We start from the raw sequence: 16,046 nt of genomic DNA on the forward strand, positions 1-16,046 counted from the left end.
GTGCGCATCCGGATGCTGGCGGCAAGTCCGACTACAGTCGCCCCATGTACATCTCGCGCGTCCGCCTGGAGAACATTCGGGGGTTCCACGGCGCCCGGAATGTCGACCTCACGCTGACTCGGCCGGACAGATCACACGCGGGGTGGACCGTTATCGCCGGCCGCAACGGCTCAGGTAAAACCTCCCTGTTGCGCGCCATCGCGCTGGCTGCGAGCGGGCCACACATCGCCCGCAGCGTTGTGCCGGACTTCGACAATTGGCTCAGCACAGACAGCGACGCCGGACTTGCCGACGTCAACCTCGAAGTCGACCGTAGTGTCGACCCCTTCGAGTCGCTACAGCCGATGTTTTCGGAAGTATACGCCGGCCTGAAGTGGCACACTTCGACGAGAGGCCACTCGCGCAAGGCCATGCTCCGGACAAAGGTCACCTCTGACGTAGCTGTGGCGATGTCGGGACCGTGGCAGGAAAACCGTTCTGGCTGGCTGTGTGTTGCGTACGGTCCGTTCCGGCGGCTGACCGGTGGCACGCCCGATACCCAGCGACTGATGTCCGGCCCTGGCCCGGTCGCGCGGGTCGCCAGCCTGTTCCACGAGGACGCCTCTCTCGCCGAGGGTGTCGGCTGGCTCATCCAGCAACACCTGCGCACCTTCGAGGAAAAGCCTGGCGCGCGAGAACTTCGCGATGCCGTACTGCTGCTCTTGGCAGACGGACTGCTGCCGGACGGCTACCGGATCAAGTCGGTCGACTCCGAGGGCCTGCATGTGGAGAAGAACGGGAACCAGTTCCCCCTTCGGGAGATGAGCGACGGCTACCGCGTGGTCACCGCGCTGGTAGTCGACATCGTCAAGCAGATCCACGACGCCTACGGCGATCTCCCCTTGGACACCTCCGGCGTGGTTCCCGCGATCACCGCTCCCGGTGTCGTGATCATCGACGAGGTGGACGCGCACCTGCACGTCTCCTGGCAGAAGCGCATCGGCGGCTGGCTCAAACAGCACTTCCCCAGGATCCAGTTCATCGTCACCACGCACAGCCCCTACATCTGCCAGGCCGCCGACCCCGGCGGACTGATCCGGCTGCCCGGCCCGGACGAGAACGTGGCGCCGACGGTCGTGGACGAGGACCTCTACGAGCGAGTCGTGTACGGCAGCGGCGACGACGCGGCCCTGTCCGAACTGTTCGGCCTCGACAGCCCCTACTCCGAGGATGCGGAGAAGCTGCGGCGCGAGCTGGTTGCCTTGGAGATGGTGGTGCTCGCCGGAGAGGCCGACGACGAGCAAATCCAGCGGTACAAGAACTTGCGCAAGACTCTGACCAGTTCGCAGCTGGCCAGGAATGACGAAGTCGCCGCCCGGCTCATGTCCCGCGGAGCGCTCTGAGCGATGATTCGCATCACCCGGCCACCTTTGGCCGCACCCTTGGCCGCGCGACTGGACAGACTCACGAGCGAAATCGTCCACGCGCATCCCGAGCACTACCAGAAGGCCCGCCAGCTCTGGCGTGGTGCGGCCATCAAAACGCAGCTTCGTCAGGTCCTCCTGGGCATGGCCCCGGGGCTGGAGTGCTGCATGTACTGCGGGGACAGCCGGGGCAGCGACATCGACCACCACGAGCCGGTCAAGCGGACTCCGTTGCGAACCTTCGACTGGACGAATCATCTGCTCGCCTGCTCGGGGTGCAACAGTCACCACAAGGGCGGCCAGTTTCCGGTCGATGCCAACGGAAAACCGCTGCTGATCGATCCCACGGTCGACGATCCGTTCGAGCATCTCACGTTGTCTTTGGCGACCGGGATGTACGTTCCGCGCACCGACAAGGGCAGGTACACCCTGGACGTGTGCGGCCTGAACCACTCGCCGCTGCCGGAATCACGCGTGCAAGCCCGTCGAGTCGTCTGCGCTTCCCTGCGCAGCTGGCAGGCAGCGCGAATCCGAGCTGATCACCGCATCATGAACGAGGACATCCAGACGGTCCACGGGCAACCGCACGCGGTCGTCTTCCAATCGATGCTGCGCCACGCCCAATCCGTCAATGCCGAGATCATCTTCAGCGACATGCCCGAGGTGCTGCCGCTGCTCCGCGATCCGGAGCTCCAAGCTGCACTGGTCATCTGAGGTCAGTAGCGTGTCCACCGTGCCATCCGCCGAACCCGAACTGCTCGCCGCAGCCCAACGGGCCGATCACGACGCTTTCGGACAGCTGGTCACCCCGTACCGCGACCAGCTATTCGCCTACTGCTACCGCATGCTCGGCTCCACCCACGACGCCGAGGACGCGGTGCAGGACGCGCTGGTGAAGGCGTGGAAGGGCATCGGCGGTTTCGAGGGCCGGGCCTCGGTGAAGAGCTGGCTGTACCGGATCGCCACCAACGTGTGCCTGGACGAGATCCGCAGGCGCCCGCGCCGCATCCTCACCGACGACTACGCGCCACCGGCCGCCCCGGACGTGGAGCTCACCGGCCGGGTGGACGAACCCATCTGGCTGCAACCGTGCCCAGACGACCGCCTGGCCCTGGACCCGGCCGCCGGCTACGAGCTCCGGGAGAGCGTCGAGCTGGCGTTCCTGGTTGCCCTACAACACCTTCCGGCCACCCAGCGCGCGGTGCTGGTGCTGCGCGAGGTGCTCGGCTTCAGCGCCGCCGAGGTGGCCGCCACCCTGGACACCTCGGTGCCCTCGGTGAACAGCGCCCTGCAACGCGCCCGCGCCACCATCCGCACCCAGCCCCGCTCCCAGCGCGCGGAGCTGACCGAGCTGGGCGATGACGGGCAGCGGGAACTGCTGGCGGCCTTCATCGAGGCGCTGCAACGCTCCGATGTGGACGCCATGGTGTCGCTGCTGGCCGAGGACGTCCGGTTCACCATGCCGCCGATGCCGTTCTGGTTCAACGGCCGGGAGGACGTGGTCGCGTTCCTGACCGGGGTGGTGCTCAAGGAGTCCTGGCGGCGGATACCGGTGCGCGCCAACGGACAGCTGGCCTTCGGGGCTTACATGGACCGCGGCGAGGGGCACCGGCTGGTGGCGGTGGACGTGCTCACCGTGCGGGACGGGCGGATCGCGGCGATCAGCGCGTTCCTGGACGGCGCCGCGCTCGGGGTGTTCGGACTGCCTGCCGGGTACCCGCCCTGAGCCGCCCGGGTTGGGTGATGAGGCAGCGGGGTGCGCCGGGGACGCTTCGCTGATGGACCTCGCCGTGCTCCCCCTGGCCGTCACCATGATGGCCGGGCCACAGATCATGTCCGCGCTCATCTTCGTCACCACCAGGCGGGCGGTCACCGTCTCCTGCGCGTTCCTCGCCGGGGTCGCCACCGCCGCCACCGCCGGGGTGGCCCTCGCGCGCTGGCTGGCCGGACTGCTCCCGTTGACCCGCCCGGCCGGCGCGCTCGGCGAGCTGCTCCAGTACGGGCTGGCCGCGGTGCTGCTCGCGGTGGCGGTCGGCAACTGGGTGCGGCGGGCCGAGGTCAAGCCGCCCGCGTGGCTGGGCACGCTGCTGAACGCGGGGCCGGGCACCGGGTTCCGCACCGGGCTGCTGTTGATCGGCCTGTTCCCCTCCGACGTGGTGGTGATGCTCACCGTGGGCGTGCAGCTCGCGCGGCACGGCCAGCCGCTGACCGCGGCGCTGCCGTTCCTCGGCGCCACGGTGCTGATCGCCGCGGCCCCGCTGCTGGTCTTCCTGCTCTTCCGCCGCCGGGCCGAACGGTTCGCGCCGGTGGCCCGGGACTGGCTGACCGCGCACAGCTGGCTGGTCAACGTGCTGGCCTGTCTGCTGTTCGTGCTGTTGCTGGTGCTCTGACCAGCGCGGCCGCCCAGCCCGCCCTCGGGTCGACGTCGATCAGCAGCGTGGTGACCAGCAGGGTGGCCGGGATGGCCAGCAGCGCGCCCAGCGGGCCGAGCACCCAGGTCCAGAACACCAGTGCCAGGAAGGTGGTCATCGCGGACAGCCCGACGGCGTTGCCGACGTACCTGGGCTGGACCAGGGACTGGGCGACGAAGTTCACCGCCCAGTAGACCAGGATGACGACCAGCATGCGCTGCCAGCCGCCGTCGAGCAGGGCCAGCACGGCCGGTGGCACCACGCCGATGATGAACCCGAGGGTGGGGATGTAGTTGGTCACGAAGGACAGCAGTCCCCACAGCACGGCCAGCGGCACACCCAGCAGTGCCAGCGCGATGGTGTCCAGCACCGCGATGATGAGGCCGAAGATCGTGGTCACCACCAGGTAGCGCCGGGTCCGGCGGCTGAAGCTCAGCAGCGCGACTGTCGCATGTGGACGGTCGCGGGCCAGCTCGGCCAGCCGCTGGTCGAAACCGTTGACCTCCACCACCAGGAACAGCAGCAGCGCCAGCAGGAACACCAGGCTGGTGGTCAGCCCGCCCACCCCGCGCATCAGCTCACCGGCGTAGCCGAGCACCTTGCCGAAGTCCAGCGAGTGCAGTGCCTGCCGGACCTGCTCGGGCTGCACGCCGAAGCGGCCCAGCGCGCCGGTGACTCCGGCCAGCAGCTCCTGGAACTGCCCCGCGTAGCGCGGCAGCGTCGCGGCCAGCCTGGCCACCGACACGAACAGCACCAGCACCAGCCCGAGCAGCAGGCCGTAGACCAGCACCACCAGCGCGGCCGTGGCCGCCCACGGCCTGCACCCGCGCCCGCGCAGCCACCGGTGCACCGGGCTGATCGTGATCACGATGATCAGCGCCAGCAGCACCGGGGAGACCAGCCAGGCCAGCACCTTGATCCCGGCCACGGCGACCACGGCGGCCGCCGCGCCCAGCAGGACCACCAGGCCACGCGGCATACCAGCGACGGCCTCAGACACGCGCGGGTTCCCCGCCGTGCACCACGATCGCCCAGATGGCCAGCACGCACAGGGTGATCGAGATGATCGACCACACCGGGTACACCGGCAGGAACGTCAGCTGCGCCAACGCGTTCAGCACCACCAGCAGCACCGCGACCACCCGCGCCCAGAGCGCGCCGACGAACAGCGCGAACCCGGCCAGCGCGACCACCACGCCGACCAGCAGGTGCACCCAGCCCCAGCTGGTCAGGTCGAACACGAGCACCCGCTCCGCGCCGGTGACGTAGATGTTCTGCCGGAACAGCGCGACCAGCCCCTGGATCACGTCCACCACCCCGATGATCACCATCAGGATCGCGGTGAACCAGACCCAGCCCACCCACGCCGAGATCATCGGGTCTCCGCTGCCGCCCATCGTCACCAGGTCGTTCCTGGCGCGTCCGGTCCTGCGGTCCCTGTGTTCAGTCATCCTGCACCCCATCCACGTGGTCGGTCCGGTCAGCAACGCCTGCCACCGTGGCAACCACCGGCCCCGTCCGCCTCCCCCGGCGCGGGCGATCCCGCCGGTGCGCCCGCCGGACCACCAATGCCGGGTGGTGTGCGGTGACCGGCCCGCCCGGCACCTTCGAAGCGAGACCGAAGACGTCGAGCACGAGGAGTCGTTGTGGACCAGTACGCACCGATCGCAGACCACGGCCTGATCGGCGACCTGCACACCGCGGCGCTGGTCAGCACCGAGGGGACCATCGACTGGTTCTGCTGCCCCAGGTTCGACTCGCCGAGCGTGTTCGGCGCGCTGCTGGACCACCGGCGCGGCGGCCACTTCGCCATCCGCCCCGCACGCGGGCCCTACACCACCAAACAGCTCTACTTCCCGGACACCGCGGTGCTGATCACCAGGTTCCTGGCCCCGGGCGGCACCGGCGAGGTGGTCGACTTCATGCCGCCGGGCCCCCGTTCGGCCACCGGGAACCACCGGCTGGTGCGGATGCTGCGGTGCGTGCGCGGCCAGATCGACTTCGAGGTGGAGGTGGCGCCGCGGTTCGACTACGGCAGGCAGCCGCACTCGGCCGTGCTGACCGAGCACGGCGCGATCTTCGACGCGGGCACCCACGCGCTGACCCTGCACGTGGCCCGCGGCCACGAGGACGTCCGGCAGGCCGAGGTGTGGGTCAGCCAGGACGGCGACGTGGGGGCCGCGCTCACGCTGACCGCGGGGCAGGTGCGCGGGATCGTGCTGGAGTCCGCGGCCGAGGGCGCGCCCAGGGTCATCCGGCCTGCCGAGGTCCGCCAGCTGTTCGAGGAGACCGTGCGGTTCTGGCAGTCCTGGCTGGCCGGCTCGAGCTACCGCGGCCGCTGGCGGGAGGCGGTCAACCGGTCGGCGGTCACCCTCAAGCTGCTGACCTACGCCCCGACCGGCGCGATGGTGGCCGCGCCCACCGCGGGACTGCCCGAACAGCTCGGCGGGGAACGCAACTGGGACTACCGCTACACCTGGATCAGGGACGCCTCGTTCTCGGTGAACTCCTTGCTGGGCCTGGGATTGCGCACCGAGGCCGAGGACTTCGCGCACTGGCTCGGCGACCGGTACGAACAGCGGCCCGAGCACGCCGACGGGCCACTCCAGCTGATGTACCGGGTGGACGGTTCGGCGGACCTGCACGAGGAGGTCCTCGGGCACTGGGAGGGATATCGCGGCTCACGCCCGGTGCGGATCGGCAACGAGGCCGCGGGCCAGCTCCAGCTCGACATCTACGGCGAGGCGCTGGACAGCCTGTACCAGGCGGACCAGCACGGGCTGCGCCTCGGCCAGCGAGGCTGGCAGGCCGTGCTGGAGCTGCTGGACTGGCTGGCGGTGAACTGGAACCGGCCGGAGGAGGGCATCTGGGAGACCAGGGGCGGCCGGGCCGACTTCACCTACGGCCGGGTGATGAGCTGGGTGGCCTTCGACCGCGCGATCCGGCTGGCCGAGCAGTCCGGCAGGCCCAGCCCGGCCCAGCGGTGGCGGCAGGAACGCGACCGCGTGCACACCCAGGTCTTCACCCACGGCTGGGATCCGGTGCGCGCCGCCTTCGTCCAGCAGTACGGCTCGACCGTGCTCGACTCCTCGCTGCTGCGCATGCCCAAGGTCGGCTTCATCGCGCCACGGGACCCGCTCTGGCTGAGCACGCTGTCGGCGATCGGCACGGACCTGGTCAGCGACAGCCTGGTCTACCGCTACGATCCGGCCGCCTCACCGGACGGGCTGGCGGGCGCCGAGGGCACGTTCTCGTTGTGCACCTTCGGTTATGTGGACGCGCTGGCCCGCGCCGGCCAGGTGGCGCGGGCCCGTCTGATCTTCGACAAGATGCTCACCTACGCCAACCACCTCGGCCTCTACGCCGAGGAGGTCGGCCCCACCGGCGAGCAGCTCGGCAACTTCCCGCAGGCCTTCACCCACCTGGCCCTGATCGACGCCGCGCTCACCCTCGACCAGATCGACCAGCGGTGAGGCCCCCCGGTCAGAGACCCAGCTGCCGCGCGATCAGCATGCGCTGGACCTCGCTGGTGCCCTCGCCGATCTCCAGGATCTTCGCGTCCCGGTAGAACCGGCCCACCGGGTACTCGTTCATGAAGCCGTAGCCGCCGAAGACCTGGGTGGCGTCGCGGGCGTTGTCCATGGCCGCGTTGCTGGCCACCAGCTTGGCGATGGCGGCCTCCTTCTTGAAGGGCTCGCCGCGCAGCATCTTGGCCGCGGCGTGGTGGTAGGCCAGCCGCGAGGTGTGCGCGCGGGCCTCCATGTCGGCGATCTTGAACTGGATGGCCTGGTACTCGCCGATCTTCTGGCCGAAGGCCTCGCGCTCGCCCGCGTAGCGCACCGACTCGTCCACACAGCCCTGGGCCAGGCCCACCGACAGCGCGGCGATGGCGATCCGGCCCTCGTCCAGGGTCTGCAGGAACTGGGCGTAGCCGCGGCCGCGTTCGCCGAGCAGGTTCTTGGCAGGCACCCGAACGTCCGCAAAGGACAGTTCGTGGGTGTCGCTGGCGTTCCAGCCGACCTTGGAGTACTTCTTGGCCACGGTGAAGCCGGGGGTGCCCGAGGGCACGATGATGGTGGAGATCTCCTTGCGGCCATCGGGTTTCTTGCCGGTGACCGCGGCGACGGTGACGAAGCCGGTGAGGTCGGTGCCGGAGTTGGTGATGAAGGCCTTGCTGCCGTTGATCACCCACTCGTCACCGTCCAGCTTGGCGGTGGTGCGCATGCCGGAGGCGTCCGAGCCGCTGCCGGGCTCGGTGAGGCCGAAGGCGCCGAGCTGTTCCGCGGTGCACAGCCTGGGCAGCCACTCCGCCTTCTGCTCCGGGGTGCCGAAGCGGTGGATCGGCATGGCGCCGAGGGAGACCCCGGCCTCCAGGGTGATCGCCACCGAGGAGTCGACGCGGGCCAGCTCCTCCAGGGCCAGGCAGAGCGCGAAGTAGTCGCCGCCCATGCCGCCGTCGGCCTCCGGGAAGGGCAGGCCGAACAGGCCCATCTGACCCATCTTGCGCACGATCTCGTACGGGAACTCGCAGTTCTCGTAGAACTCCCCGATGACCGGGGCGACCTCGTCCCTGGCGAACTCGGCGACCGTCTTGCGGAGGGCCTCGTACTCCTCGCTCAGCTGCTCGAACATCTCATCCCTCCTGGGGAGTAACGACGGCAAGGGCCTGGTCCAGACCGACCTGTTGGCCGGGCCGCACCCGTAGTTCGCTGACGAGGCCGTCCACCGGGGCGGTGATGGTGTGCTCCATCTTCATGGCCTCGACGATGATCAGGGGCTGGCCCGCGGTGACGGCCTCCCCCTGGGCGACCTTGACCACCAGCACGGTGCCGGGCATCGGGCTGGTGACCGGGCCACCACGCCCGCCGGGGGCCTCGTGCCGGGCGGCGGCCAGCTTCTCGGTCTCGGTGAGCTGGTAGGTGCTGCCGTCCGCGGTCAGCCAGCTGGACTGTCCACTGCGGACGGTGGTGAACCTGGTGGTGCGGCCCCGGTAGGACAGGGTGAGCCGGACCGCGCCGTCGGCGTCGACCGTGGCCGAGGCGCTGGCGGGCTCGGGATCTCCTTCGCCGACCACGACTTCCGCGTTGTGCGCGCGGCCGCGGACCTTGACCTCGACCGGCTCCTGCCCCGCGGTCTCGATCTGCCAGCTGGCCCAGGCCGGTTCGCCGATCCGCCAGCCGCCGGGCACGTCCCACGGGTCGGCGGAACCGCTGGGTTCCAGTGCCAGCAACCGTTCCAGCGCCGCGGCCGCGTAGACCTCCTGCGGCACCTCGGACTCGGTGAGCTTGTCCAGCTTGCGCTCGACCAGGCCGGTGTCCAGGCGTCCGGCGGCCACGTCCTCATCGGCCAGCAGGGCGAGCAGGAACGGGATGTTGGTGGTGACGCCGAGCAGCACCGAGTTGGCCAGCGCGTCCCGCAGCCGCCGGATGGCCTCGGCCCGGTCCCGGCCGTGCGCGATGTACTTGGCCAGCATCGGGTCGTAGTCGCTGCCGACCGCGCTGCCGGGCAGCAGCGCCGAGTCCACCCGCACCCGGTCGCCGGGTTCGCGCAGCACCAGCACGGTGCCGCCGGTGGGCAGGAAGCCGCGGGCCGGGTCCTCGGCGTAGATCCGCGCCTCCACCGCGTGCCCGGTCAGCTCAACGTCCTTTTGGGACAGTGCGAGCTTCTCCCCCGCCGCCACCCGCAGCTGCCACTCCACCAGGTCCAGGCCGGTGACCAGCTCGGTGACCGGGTGCTCGACCTGGAGCCGGGTGTTCATCTCCATGAAGAAGAACTCCTCGGGGGCGTCCGCGGAGACGATGAACTCCACGGTGCCCGCGCCGGTGTAGCCCACCGAGCGCGCGGCCTCGGCCGCCGCCGCGCCCATCCGCTGCCGGGTTTCCTCCTCCAGCAGCGGCGAGGGCGCCTCTTCCACGATCTTCTGGTGCCGCCGTTGCAGGCTGCACTCGCGCTCGCCCAGGTGCAGCACGGTGCCGTGGTTGTCGGCCAGCACCTGGATCTCGATGTGCCGGGGCCGCTGCACGAACCGCTCCAGCAGCAGCGTGTCGTCGCCGAAGGAGCCGCGCGCCTCCCGCCGCGCGCTGGCGATCGCCTCGGCCAGCCCCGCGGTCTCGGTGACCAGCCGCATGCCCTTGCCGCCGCCACCGGCGGAAGGCTTGAGCAGCACCGGGAAACCGACCTCGGCCGCGGCCTCGATCAGGTCGGCGTCGGTCAGGCCGGGCTCGCTGCGGCCGGGCACCACGGGCACCCCGGCGGCCGAGACGGTCTGCTTGGCGCGGATCTTGTCGCCCATGGCCTCGATCGCGGCCGGCGGCGGGCCGATGAAGACCAGCCCGGCCTCGGCGCAGGCGGTGGCGAAGGCGGTGTTCTCGGCCAGGAAGCCGTAGCCGGGGTGCACGGCCTGCGCGCCGGTCTCCCTGGCCGCGTTGATGATCCGTTCGATGGACAGGTAGCTCTCCCGCGCGGCGGCCGGGCCGATGCGCACCGCGACGTCGGCCTCCCGCACGTGCCGGGCACCGGCGTCGGCGTCGCTGTACACCGCGACCGAGCGGATGCCCATGCGCCGCAACGTGTCGATCACCCGGACCGCGATCTCACCGCGGTTGGCGACCAGGACGGTGTCGAACATGGTCAACTGCCTCACATTCGGAAAACGCCGTAGCCCGTGGGCTCGATCGGCGCGTTGGCGGCGGCGGAGAGGGCGAGTCCGAGCACGGTGCGGGTGTCGGCGGGGTCGATCACGCCGTCGTCCCACAGCCGGGCGGTGGAGTAGTAGGGGTGGCCCTGGTCCTCGTACTGGGCGCGGATCGGGTCCTTGAACGCCTGCTCGTCCTCGGCCGGCCAGTCCTGGCCCTTGGCCTCGAACTGGTCGCGGCGCACGGTGGCCAGCACCGAGGCGGCCTGTTCGCCGCCCATCACCGAGATCCGCGCGTTCGGCCACATCCAGAGGAACCGCGGCGAGTAGGCCCGGCCGCACATCGAGTAGTTGCCCGCGCCGAAGGAGCCACCGATGATCATGGTGAACTTGGGCACCCGCGCGCAGGCCACCGCGGTGACCATCTTGGCGCCGTGCTTGGCGATGCCGCCCGCCTCGTACTCGCGGCCGACCATGAACCCGGAGATGTTCTGCAGGAACACCAGCGGGGTCTGCCGCTGGTCGCAGAGCTGGATGAAGTGCGCGCCCTTGACCGCGGACTCGCCGAAGAGGATGCCGTTGTTGGCCACGATGCCCACCGGGTGGCCGTGGATGCGGGCGAACCCGGTGACCAGGGTCTGCCCGTACTCCCGCTTGAACTCGTGGAACCGGCTGCCGTCGACGATCCGCGCGATCACCTCGCGCACGTCGTAGGGGGTGCGGCTGTCCACCGGCACCACGCCGTAGAGCTCGGCGGGGTCGGCCAGCGGCTCCTCGCTCGGCTCGATCCGCCACGGCTTGGGCTGACGCGGGCCGAGGGTGTCCACAATGGACCGGACGATCTGCAGCGCGTGCGCGTCGTCCTCTGCCAGGTGGTCGGTGACGCCGGAGGTGCGCGAGTGCAGCTCGCCGCCGCCCAGCTCCTCCGCGGTGACCACCTCACCGGTGGCCGCCTTCACCAGCGGCGGGCCGCCGAGGAAGATCGTGCCCTGGTTGCGCACGATCACCGCTTCGTCGCTCATCGCCGGGACGTAGGCGCCGCCGGCGGTGCAGGAGCCGAGCACCGCGGCGATCTGCGGGATGCCCCGGCCGGACATGGTGGCCTGGTTGTAGAAGATCCGGCCGAAGTGCTCGCGGTCGGGGAACACCTCGTCCTGGCGGGGCAGGAACGCACCGCCGGAGTCGACCAGGTACACGCAGGGCAGGTTGTTGTGCAGCGCCACTTCCTGGGCGCGCAGGTGCTTCTTGACCGTCATCGGGTAGTAGGTGCCGCCCTTGACGGTGGCGTCGTTGGCCACGATCACGCACTCGCGACCGGAGATCCGGCCGACACCGGTGATGATGCCGGCGGCCGGGGCCTCGCCGTCGTACATGCCGTGCGCGGCCAGCGGGGACAGCTCCAGGAACGGCGAGCCGGGGTCGACCAGTGAGTCGACGCGGTCCCGCGGCAGCAGCTTGCCGCGCTCGACGTGCCGCTGCCGGGCGCGCTCCGGGCCGCCCTTGCGCGCCTGGGCCAGCTGGTCGCGCAGGTCGGCGGACAGCGCGGTGTGCTCCTCGACGGCGCGCTTGAAGCTCTCCGCCGTCGGGTCGGCGGCGCTGCGCAGGACGTCCATGTGCCGGACTCTCCTCGTTGAAAGTTAACGGCCGTTAACACGGTCTCCCACGATGTTAACGCTCGCTAACCCCCGGCGCTAGTATGACCACTATGACGTCGAGCGCAGCCACCCGGCAGAGTGGGCCGACCCGTCGCGAACAGCTACTGGCCGCGGCGGCCGAGCTCTTCGCCCGGCACGGCTTCCACGGCGTCGGCATCGACGACATCGGCTCCGCGGTGGGCATCAGCGGCCCCGGCGTCTACCGGCACTTCCGCAGCAAGGACGCCATGCTCGGCGAGATGCTGGTGGACATCAGCCAGAAGCTCCTGGACGGCGGCGGGGCCAGGGTGGCCGCCGCGCCGGACCCGGAGTCCGCGCTCAACGCGCTGATCGGCTGGCAACTGGACTTCGCGCTGGACAACCGCGCGCTGATCACCGTGCACGAGCGCAACCTGGGCAACCTGGCCGACGCCGACCGCCGCCAGGTCCGCGCCCTGCAGCGCCGCTACGTCGAGGTCTGGGTGCGGGTGATCGTGCAGGCGGTGCCCGGCCTGGACGACGAACCGGCCGCCCGCGCCGCCGCGCACGCGGTCTTCGGCCTGCTCAACTCCACCCCGCACAGCGCGCACCTGGACCGCGCGGCGATGGCCGGCCTGCTGCACCGGATGGCGCTGGCCGCGCTCACCACCCCGGGCACACTGTCCGGGAAGTGAGCGGGATCGCTTTTCCCACTGTAACGCGAGCTGCCCGAAATAAGAACAAACGTTGTTCCCTGCCCCATTCGGGAAAAAGCACATGAGCGCGGTCACAACTGTTTGACCGCAATCGTTGCGAATTCCTAGCTTTCAAGCCGTGAGAAATTCCGTTCTGGTCCGTACCCTGACCGCCGCCGCGCTCGGTCTGGGTCTGCTCATCCCCGGCACTGCCGCCGCCACCGCGGCGCCGGCCCCCACCGCCGCGGTATCCATCGTCGGCCTGCCGATCGCCCCGCCGCTCAAGCCCGGCACCGAGTCCAAGACCTGGAAGGTCGCCGACTACATCAAGGCGTGGGAGACCTTCCACGGCCGCGCGATGACCGCCGACGAGCGCGCCAACCTGGCCCGCGGCTGCATCGGCGTCACCGTGGTCAACCTGGAGCGCGCCGACGTCGGCAACCCGCCGCTCGGCCTGTCCTTCGGCACCTTCGGCAAGGCCCGCGAGGTGCAGGCCGCACTGAACGAGATCATCAAGTCCGGGCCCAGCGCCGCCCAGTACGCCGCGGCCGTACGCGCCCACCCGCTGCTGGGCAAGCTGGAGAACGTACAGCGCGCACTCCCCCGCGACCTGGACACCGGCGAGCTGACCGCGGCCATCTTCTCCAAGCGGTTCTACTCGAAGCAGAACCCGGACTGGACCGATGAGTTCGCCGAGAAGATGTACCGGCCGAATGCGCGCGGCCAGGTCGACATGAACTCCTACCGTTATGCCGCCCGCCCCGGTTATGTCAACTTCGACTACGGCTGGTACGACGAGAACACCAAGAACTGGTGGCACGCGAACCACGCCGAACCGGGCATGAAGGTATTCCAGAGCACTTTCGACTACTATTCGCGTGACCTGTTGGACTTCGACCGCCAGGTGTTCACCGTGGCATTCGCGAAGAAGGTCTGATGAACCTCGCCGACCAGGCCGGGAAAACCGTCCGCCTCCGCGGCACCGCGGGCAACGCGCACGCGGGCGCGGTTCTCCTCCGCGACGGAGAACCACCGGTGTACGTGGCCGGGCTGGCCGACTGGGGCGCGGCCGCCGGACTGACCGTGGAGGTGACCGGTGTGGTGACGATCGTCCCCGGCCCCGGCGGCACGGACCGGCACGGCCTGATCGGCGACGTGGTCCAGCTCCGCGAGGCGGACTGGCACCCGGTCCGGTGACCGGAGGTGGGGCGGGCGGCGCGCCTCGGGCGCCACCCGCCCCACCGCGGCACGGGTCAACGCCGTTGTTCCACCCGCACCCAGTCCACCTCGGTCTTGATCTCGCTGGTCCGCACCCGGTCCACACTGGACTGTGGCAGCCCCCAGTACGGCTGGGTCACCTTGTTGTGCCCGGCGGGATAGGCCCCGCCGAGGGCGAAGTTCAGGATCACGTACTGGTTCTTGTCGAAGACCCACTGCCCGCGCAACGACTCCACGTGGTCCCTGGTGATCCGGTGGTACTCCCGGCCGTCCAGCGAGAACGCGATGTGCCGCGGGGTCCACTCGGCCGAGTAGACGTGCCACTGGTCCGCGCTGCCACCGGCCGGGAAGTACTCGGTCTTGCCGATGTTGCCGTCGGCGGAGTAGCCGGGGCCGTGCAGCGCCGCGCTGACCCAGTTGGCGTAGCCGATGTTCTCCAGGATGTCGGTCTCCCCACTGGCCGGCCAGCCCACATTGGGATCGTCCACATCGCTGCCCAGCAACCAGAACGCCGGCCAGTAGCCGTCGCCCACCGGCATCTTCACCCTGGCGCTGATCCGGCCGTAGGTGAAGTCGTGCTTGGTGTTGGTGTCGATCCGGCCGGAGGTGAAGTCGAACTTGCCACCGTCAGGCGTGGTGAACCCCGGCTTCCAGCGCGCGGTCAGCTCCAGGGAACCGTTGCGCACACTGATGTTCTCCGGTGAGTCGACGTAGGCCTGGGCCTCGCCGTTGACCGGGTTGAAGGTCGCCCCGGTCCGCTGCACCCGCCACCGGTTCCGGTCCAGCGCCGCGCCGGTGAAGTCGTCGAAGAACGTGGTCTGGTACGTGCCGCCGGGGCTGGGCGGCGCGTCCGGGTAGCGGGCCGCGGCACTGCCGCCGGTGCCCCAGACCTGGAACTCGTAGAGCGAGTAGCCGAACTGCGCGGTGTGCGGCGCGGGGTTGTAGAAGGACCGCCGCTCGATGCCGCGCATCCGGATGTAGCGGGCGTCGGCGCCCAGGTTCACCCGGTCGATCCGGCCGACCGCCTCACCCGGCGGCTTCACATCGGCCCGCCGCGCGGCCACCTCATCGGCCGAGGGCCGGTAGACCTGCCGCCAGTTCCGGTTGTCCGCGGAGACTTCCAGGGCGTAGTCCACCGCGTAGGCGGCCTGCCAGTACAGCTCGACCCGGTTGATCCGCGCGTTCGCGCCCAGGTCCACGCCGAGCCAGCGGTTGGCGTTCCAGTCGCTGGACCAGCGGGTGACGTCATCCCGCAGGTTCTCCGGGTAGCCGCCGTCCACCGCGAAGGCCGGCGAGTTCCCGGCGTGCTGGTAGTAGTCGCCGAAGACCGGGTGGTGCAGCGCCAGGTTGCGCTCGGTGGTGCCGGCCGGTGCGGGCACGCCGCCCTTGACCACCACCGAGAACAGCGAGTAGCCGTACGGGGTCGCCCGCTCGATGCCGCGCAGCCGCAGGTACCGGCCGACCACCTCACGCGGGTAGGTGTGCACGTTCGTGGTGCCGCCGGTGCCCGCGTTCTCGGTGTAGAAGGGCCGCCAGTCGCTGCCGTCGCCGGAGACCTCCAGCGCGTAGCGGCGGCCGAAGGCGGCCTCCCACACCAGCCGCACCTGACTGACGCGGATGCTGGCGCCCAGGTCGATGCGCAGCCAGGCGTCGTCGGCGGGGTTGCTGGCCCAGCGGGTGCCGGGGTTGTCGTCGATGGCCTTGCCCGGCGCGGAGTCCGGGTTCTCCGAACCGGAAGCGGTGGCCGCGGCGGGGTTGCCCGCCAGTGCCGCCGCGGCCCAGTCCTTGTCCCAGCCGGGCTCGGGCGCGGCCTGCGCCGCCGGGCTGAGGGCGGTGCCGAACAGGGCGGCGACCAGTGGGGCGATGAGCAGTCGTCGCGCCAGGGAACGGTGTTGTGCGCGCATGGCGCCACCTCGCAACTTCAGGGAGGGCGGTCAGCTGGCGGCGTGAGAGCGCTCTCTCGCAACTCACTCTAGGGCGATTTACCTGGCTGTCAATCGCCCGTAACGACCCAGGCGCTGCGCGCTTGCGCCCTGGCCGTTTCCGCGGGCAGGGCGCGCGTTGAGTCGACG

Annotated in this window: 14 protein-coding genes; 8 read left to right on the top strand and 6 right to left on the bottom strand. The window is 70.3% G+C overall.

Annotation, left to right across the window (positions count from 1 at the left end):
* Positions 1 to 44: 44 nt before the first annotated feature.
* Genes N8J89_RS26040 through N8J89_RS26055 form a run of 4 tightly spaced genes read left to right on the top strand, consistent with a single transcriptional unit; the run spans position 45 to position 3,793 of the window.
* Positions 45 to 1,382: an AAA family ATPase gene (locus tag N8J89_RS26040; protein ID WP_283659640.1), complete on the top strand. Its 1,338-nt coding sequence runs from the start codon at positions 45 to 47 to the stop codon at positions 1,380 to 1,382.
* Between the two features lie 3 nt (positions 1,383 to 1,385).
* The gene (locus N8J89_RS26045) at positions 1,386 to 2,117 is read left to right on the top strand and encodes an HNH endonuclease family protein (protein ID WP_283659641.1); all 732 of its coding nucleotides are present in this window, start codon (positions 1,386 to 1,388) and stop codon (positions 2,115 to 2,117) included.
* Positions 2,118 to 2,127: 10 nt separating this feature from the next.
* On the top strand, positions 2,128 to 3,129 hold the full coding sequence (locus N8J89_RS26050; RefSeq protein WP_283659642.1) for a sigma-70 family RNA polymerase sigma factor: 1,002 nt from the start codon (positions 2,128 to 2,130) through the stop codon (positions 3,127 to 3,129).
* 52 nt (positions 3,130 to 3,181) lie between these two features.
* Positions 3,182 to 3,793 (top strand): GAP family protein, encoded by a 612-nt coding sequence (locus N8J89_RS26055; protein WP_283659643.1) that lies wholly within the window; start codon positions 3,182 to 3,184, stop codon positions 3,791 to 3,793.
* Here N8J89_RS26055 and N8J89_RS26060 read toward each other — a convergent pair.
* Entirely contained in the window at positions 3,747 to 4,814 is a 1,068-nt protein-coding gene (locus N8J89_RS26060; protein WP_502868331.1) for an AI-2E family transporter, read from the bottom strand. The two genes, N8J89_RS26055 and N8J89_RS26060, sit on opposite strands and share 47 nt — an antisense overlap.
* A complete protein-coding gene (locus N8J89_RS26065) occupies positions 4,807 to 5,265 on the bottom strand; it encodes a DUF7144 family membrane protein (protein WP_283659644.1) in 459 nt (152 codons plus the stop codon). The genes N8J89_RS26060 and N8J89_RS26065 overlap by 8 nt, the downstream gene beginning before the upstream one ends.
* A 195-nt stretch (positions 5,266 to 5,460) precedes the next feature.
* Here N8J89_RS26065 and N8J89_RS26070 point away from each other — a divergent pair, with 195 nt between their 5' ends.
* Positions 5,461 to 7,287: a glycoside hydrolase family 15 protein gene (locus N8J89_RS26070; RefSeq protein WP_283659645.1), complete on the top strand. Its 1,827-nt coding sequence runs from the start codon at positions 5,461 to 5,463 to the stop codon at positions 7,285 to 7,287.
* 10 nt (positions 7,288 to 7,297) lie between these two features.
* Here the strand turns inward: N8J89_RS26070 and N8J89_RS26075 are convergent, their stop codons facing one another.
* From N8J89_RS26075 to N8J89_RS26085, 3 genes are read right to left on the bottom strand one after another with little or no spacing between them, the layout of a single operon-like run.
* Entirely contained in the window at positions 7,298 to 8,446 is a 1,149-nt protein-coding gene (locus N8J89_RS26075; protein WP_283659646.1) for an acyl-CoA dehydrogenase family protein, read from the bottom strand.
* Position 8,447: 1 nt separating this feature from the next.
* Entirely contained in the window at positions 8,448 to 10,442 is a 1,995-nt protein-coding gene (locus tag N8J89_RS26080) for an acetyl-CoA carboxylase biotin carboxylase subunit (protein WP_283659647.1), read from the bottom strand.
* Between the two features lie 11 nt (positions 10,443 to 10,453).
* Complete coding sequence (locus N8J89_RS26085) at positions 10,454 to 12,061, bottom strand: carboxyl transferase domain-containing protein (RefSeq protein ID WP_283659648.1); 1,608 nt, start codon at positions 12,059 to 12,061, stop codon at positions 10,454 to 10,456.
* Positions 12,062 to 12,144: 83 nt separating this feature from the next.
* Between N8J89_RS26085 and N8J89_RS26090 the strand changes: the two genes are divergently transcribed.
* The 3 genes from N8J89_RS26090 to N8J89_RS26100 all read left to right on the top strand — a co-directional run bounded on the left by N8J89_RS26090 (position 12,145) and on the right by N8J89_RS26100 (position 13,953).
* Complete coding sequence (locus tag N8J89_RS26090; protein ID WP_502868332.1) at positions 12,145 to 12,756, top strand: SACE_7040 family transcriptional regulator; 612 nt, start codon at positions 12,145 to 12,147, stop codon at positions 12,754 to 12,756.
* Between the two features lie 139 nt (positions 12,757 to 12,895).
* A complete protein-coding gene (locus N8J89_RS26095) occupies positions 12,896 to 13,693 on the top strand; it encodes a hypothetical protein (RefSeq protein ID WP_283659650.1) in 798 nt (265 codons plus the stop codon).
* Entirely contained in the window at positions 13,693 to 13,953 is a 261-nt protein-coding gene (locus N8J89_RS26100; RefSeq protein WP_283659651.1) for a hypothetical protein, read from the top strand. Before N8J89_RS26095 ends, N8J89_RS26100 begins: the two co-directional genes overlap by 1 nt.
* A 56-nt stretch (positions 13,954 to 14,009) precedes the next feature.
* Here N8J89_RS26100 and N8J89_RS26105 read toward each other — a convergent pair whose 3' ends face one another.
* The gene (locus N8J89_RS26105) at positions 14,010 to 15,878 is read right to left on the bottom strand and encodes a discoidin domain-containing protein (RefSeq protein ID WP_283659652.1); all 1,869 of its coding nucleotides are present in this window, start codon (positions 15,876 to 15,878) and stop codon (positions 14,010 to 14,012) included.
* Positions 15,879 to 16,046: the final 168 nt, after the last annotated feature.

The organism is Crossiella sp. CA-258035 (assembly GCF_030064675.1).
Taxonomy (GTDB): domain Bacteria; phylum Actinomycetota; class Actinomycetes; order Mycobacteriales; family Pseudonocardiaceae; genus Crossiella.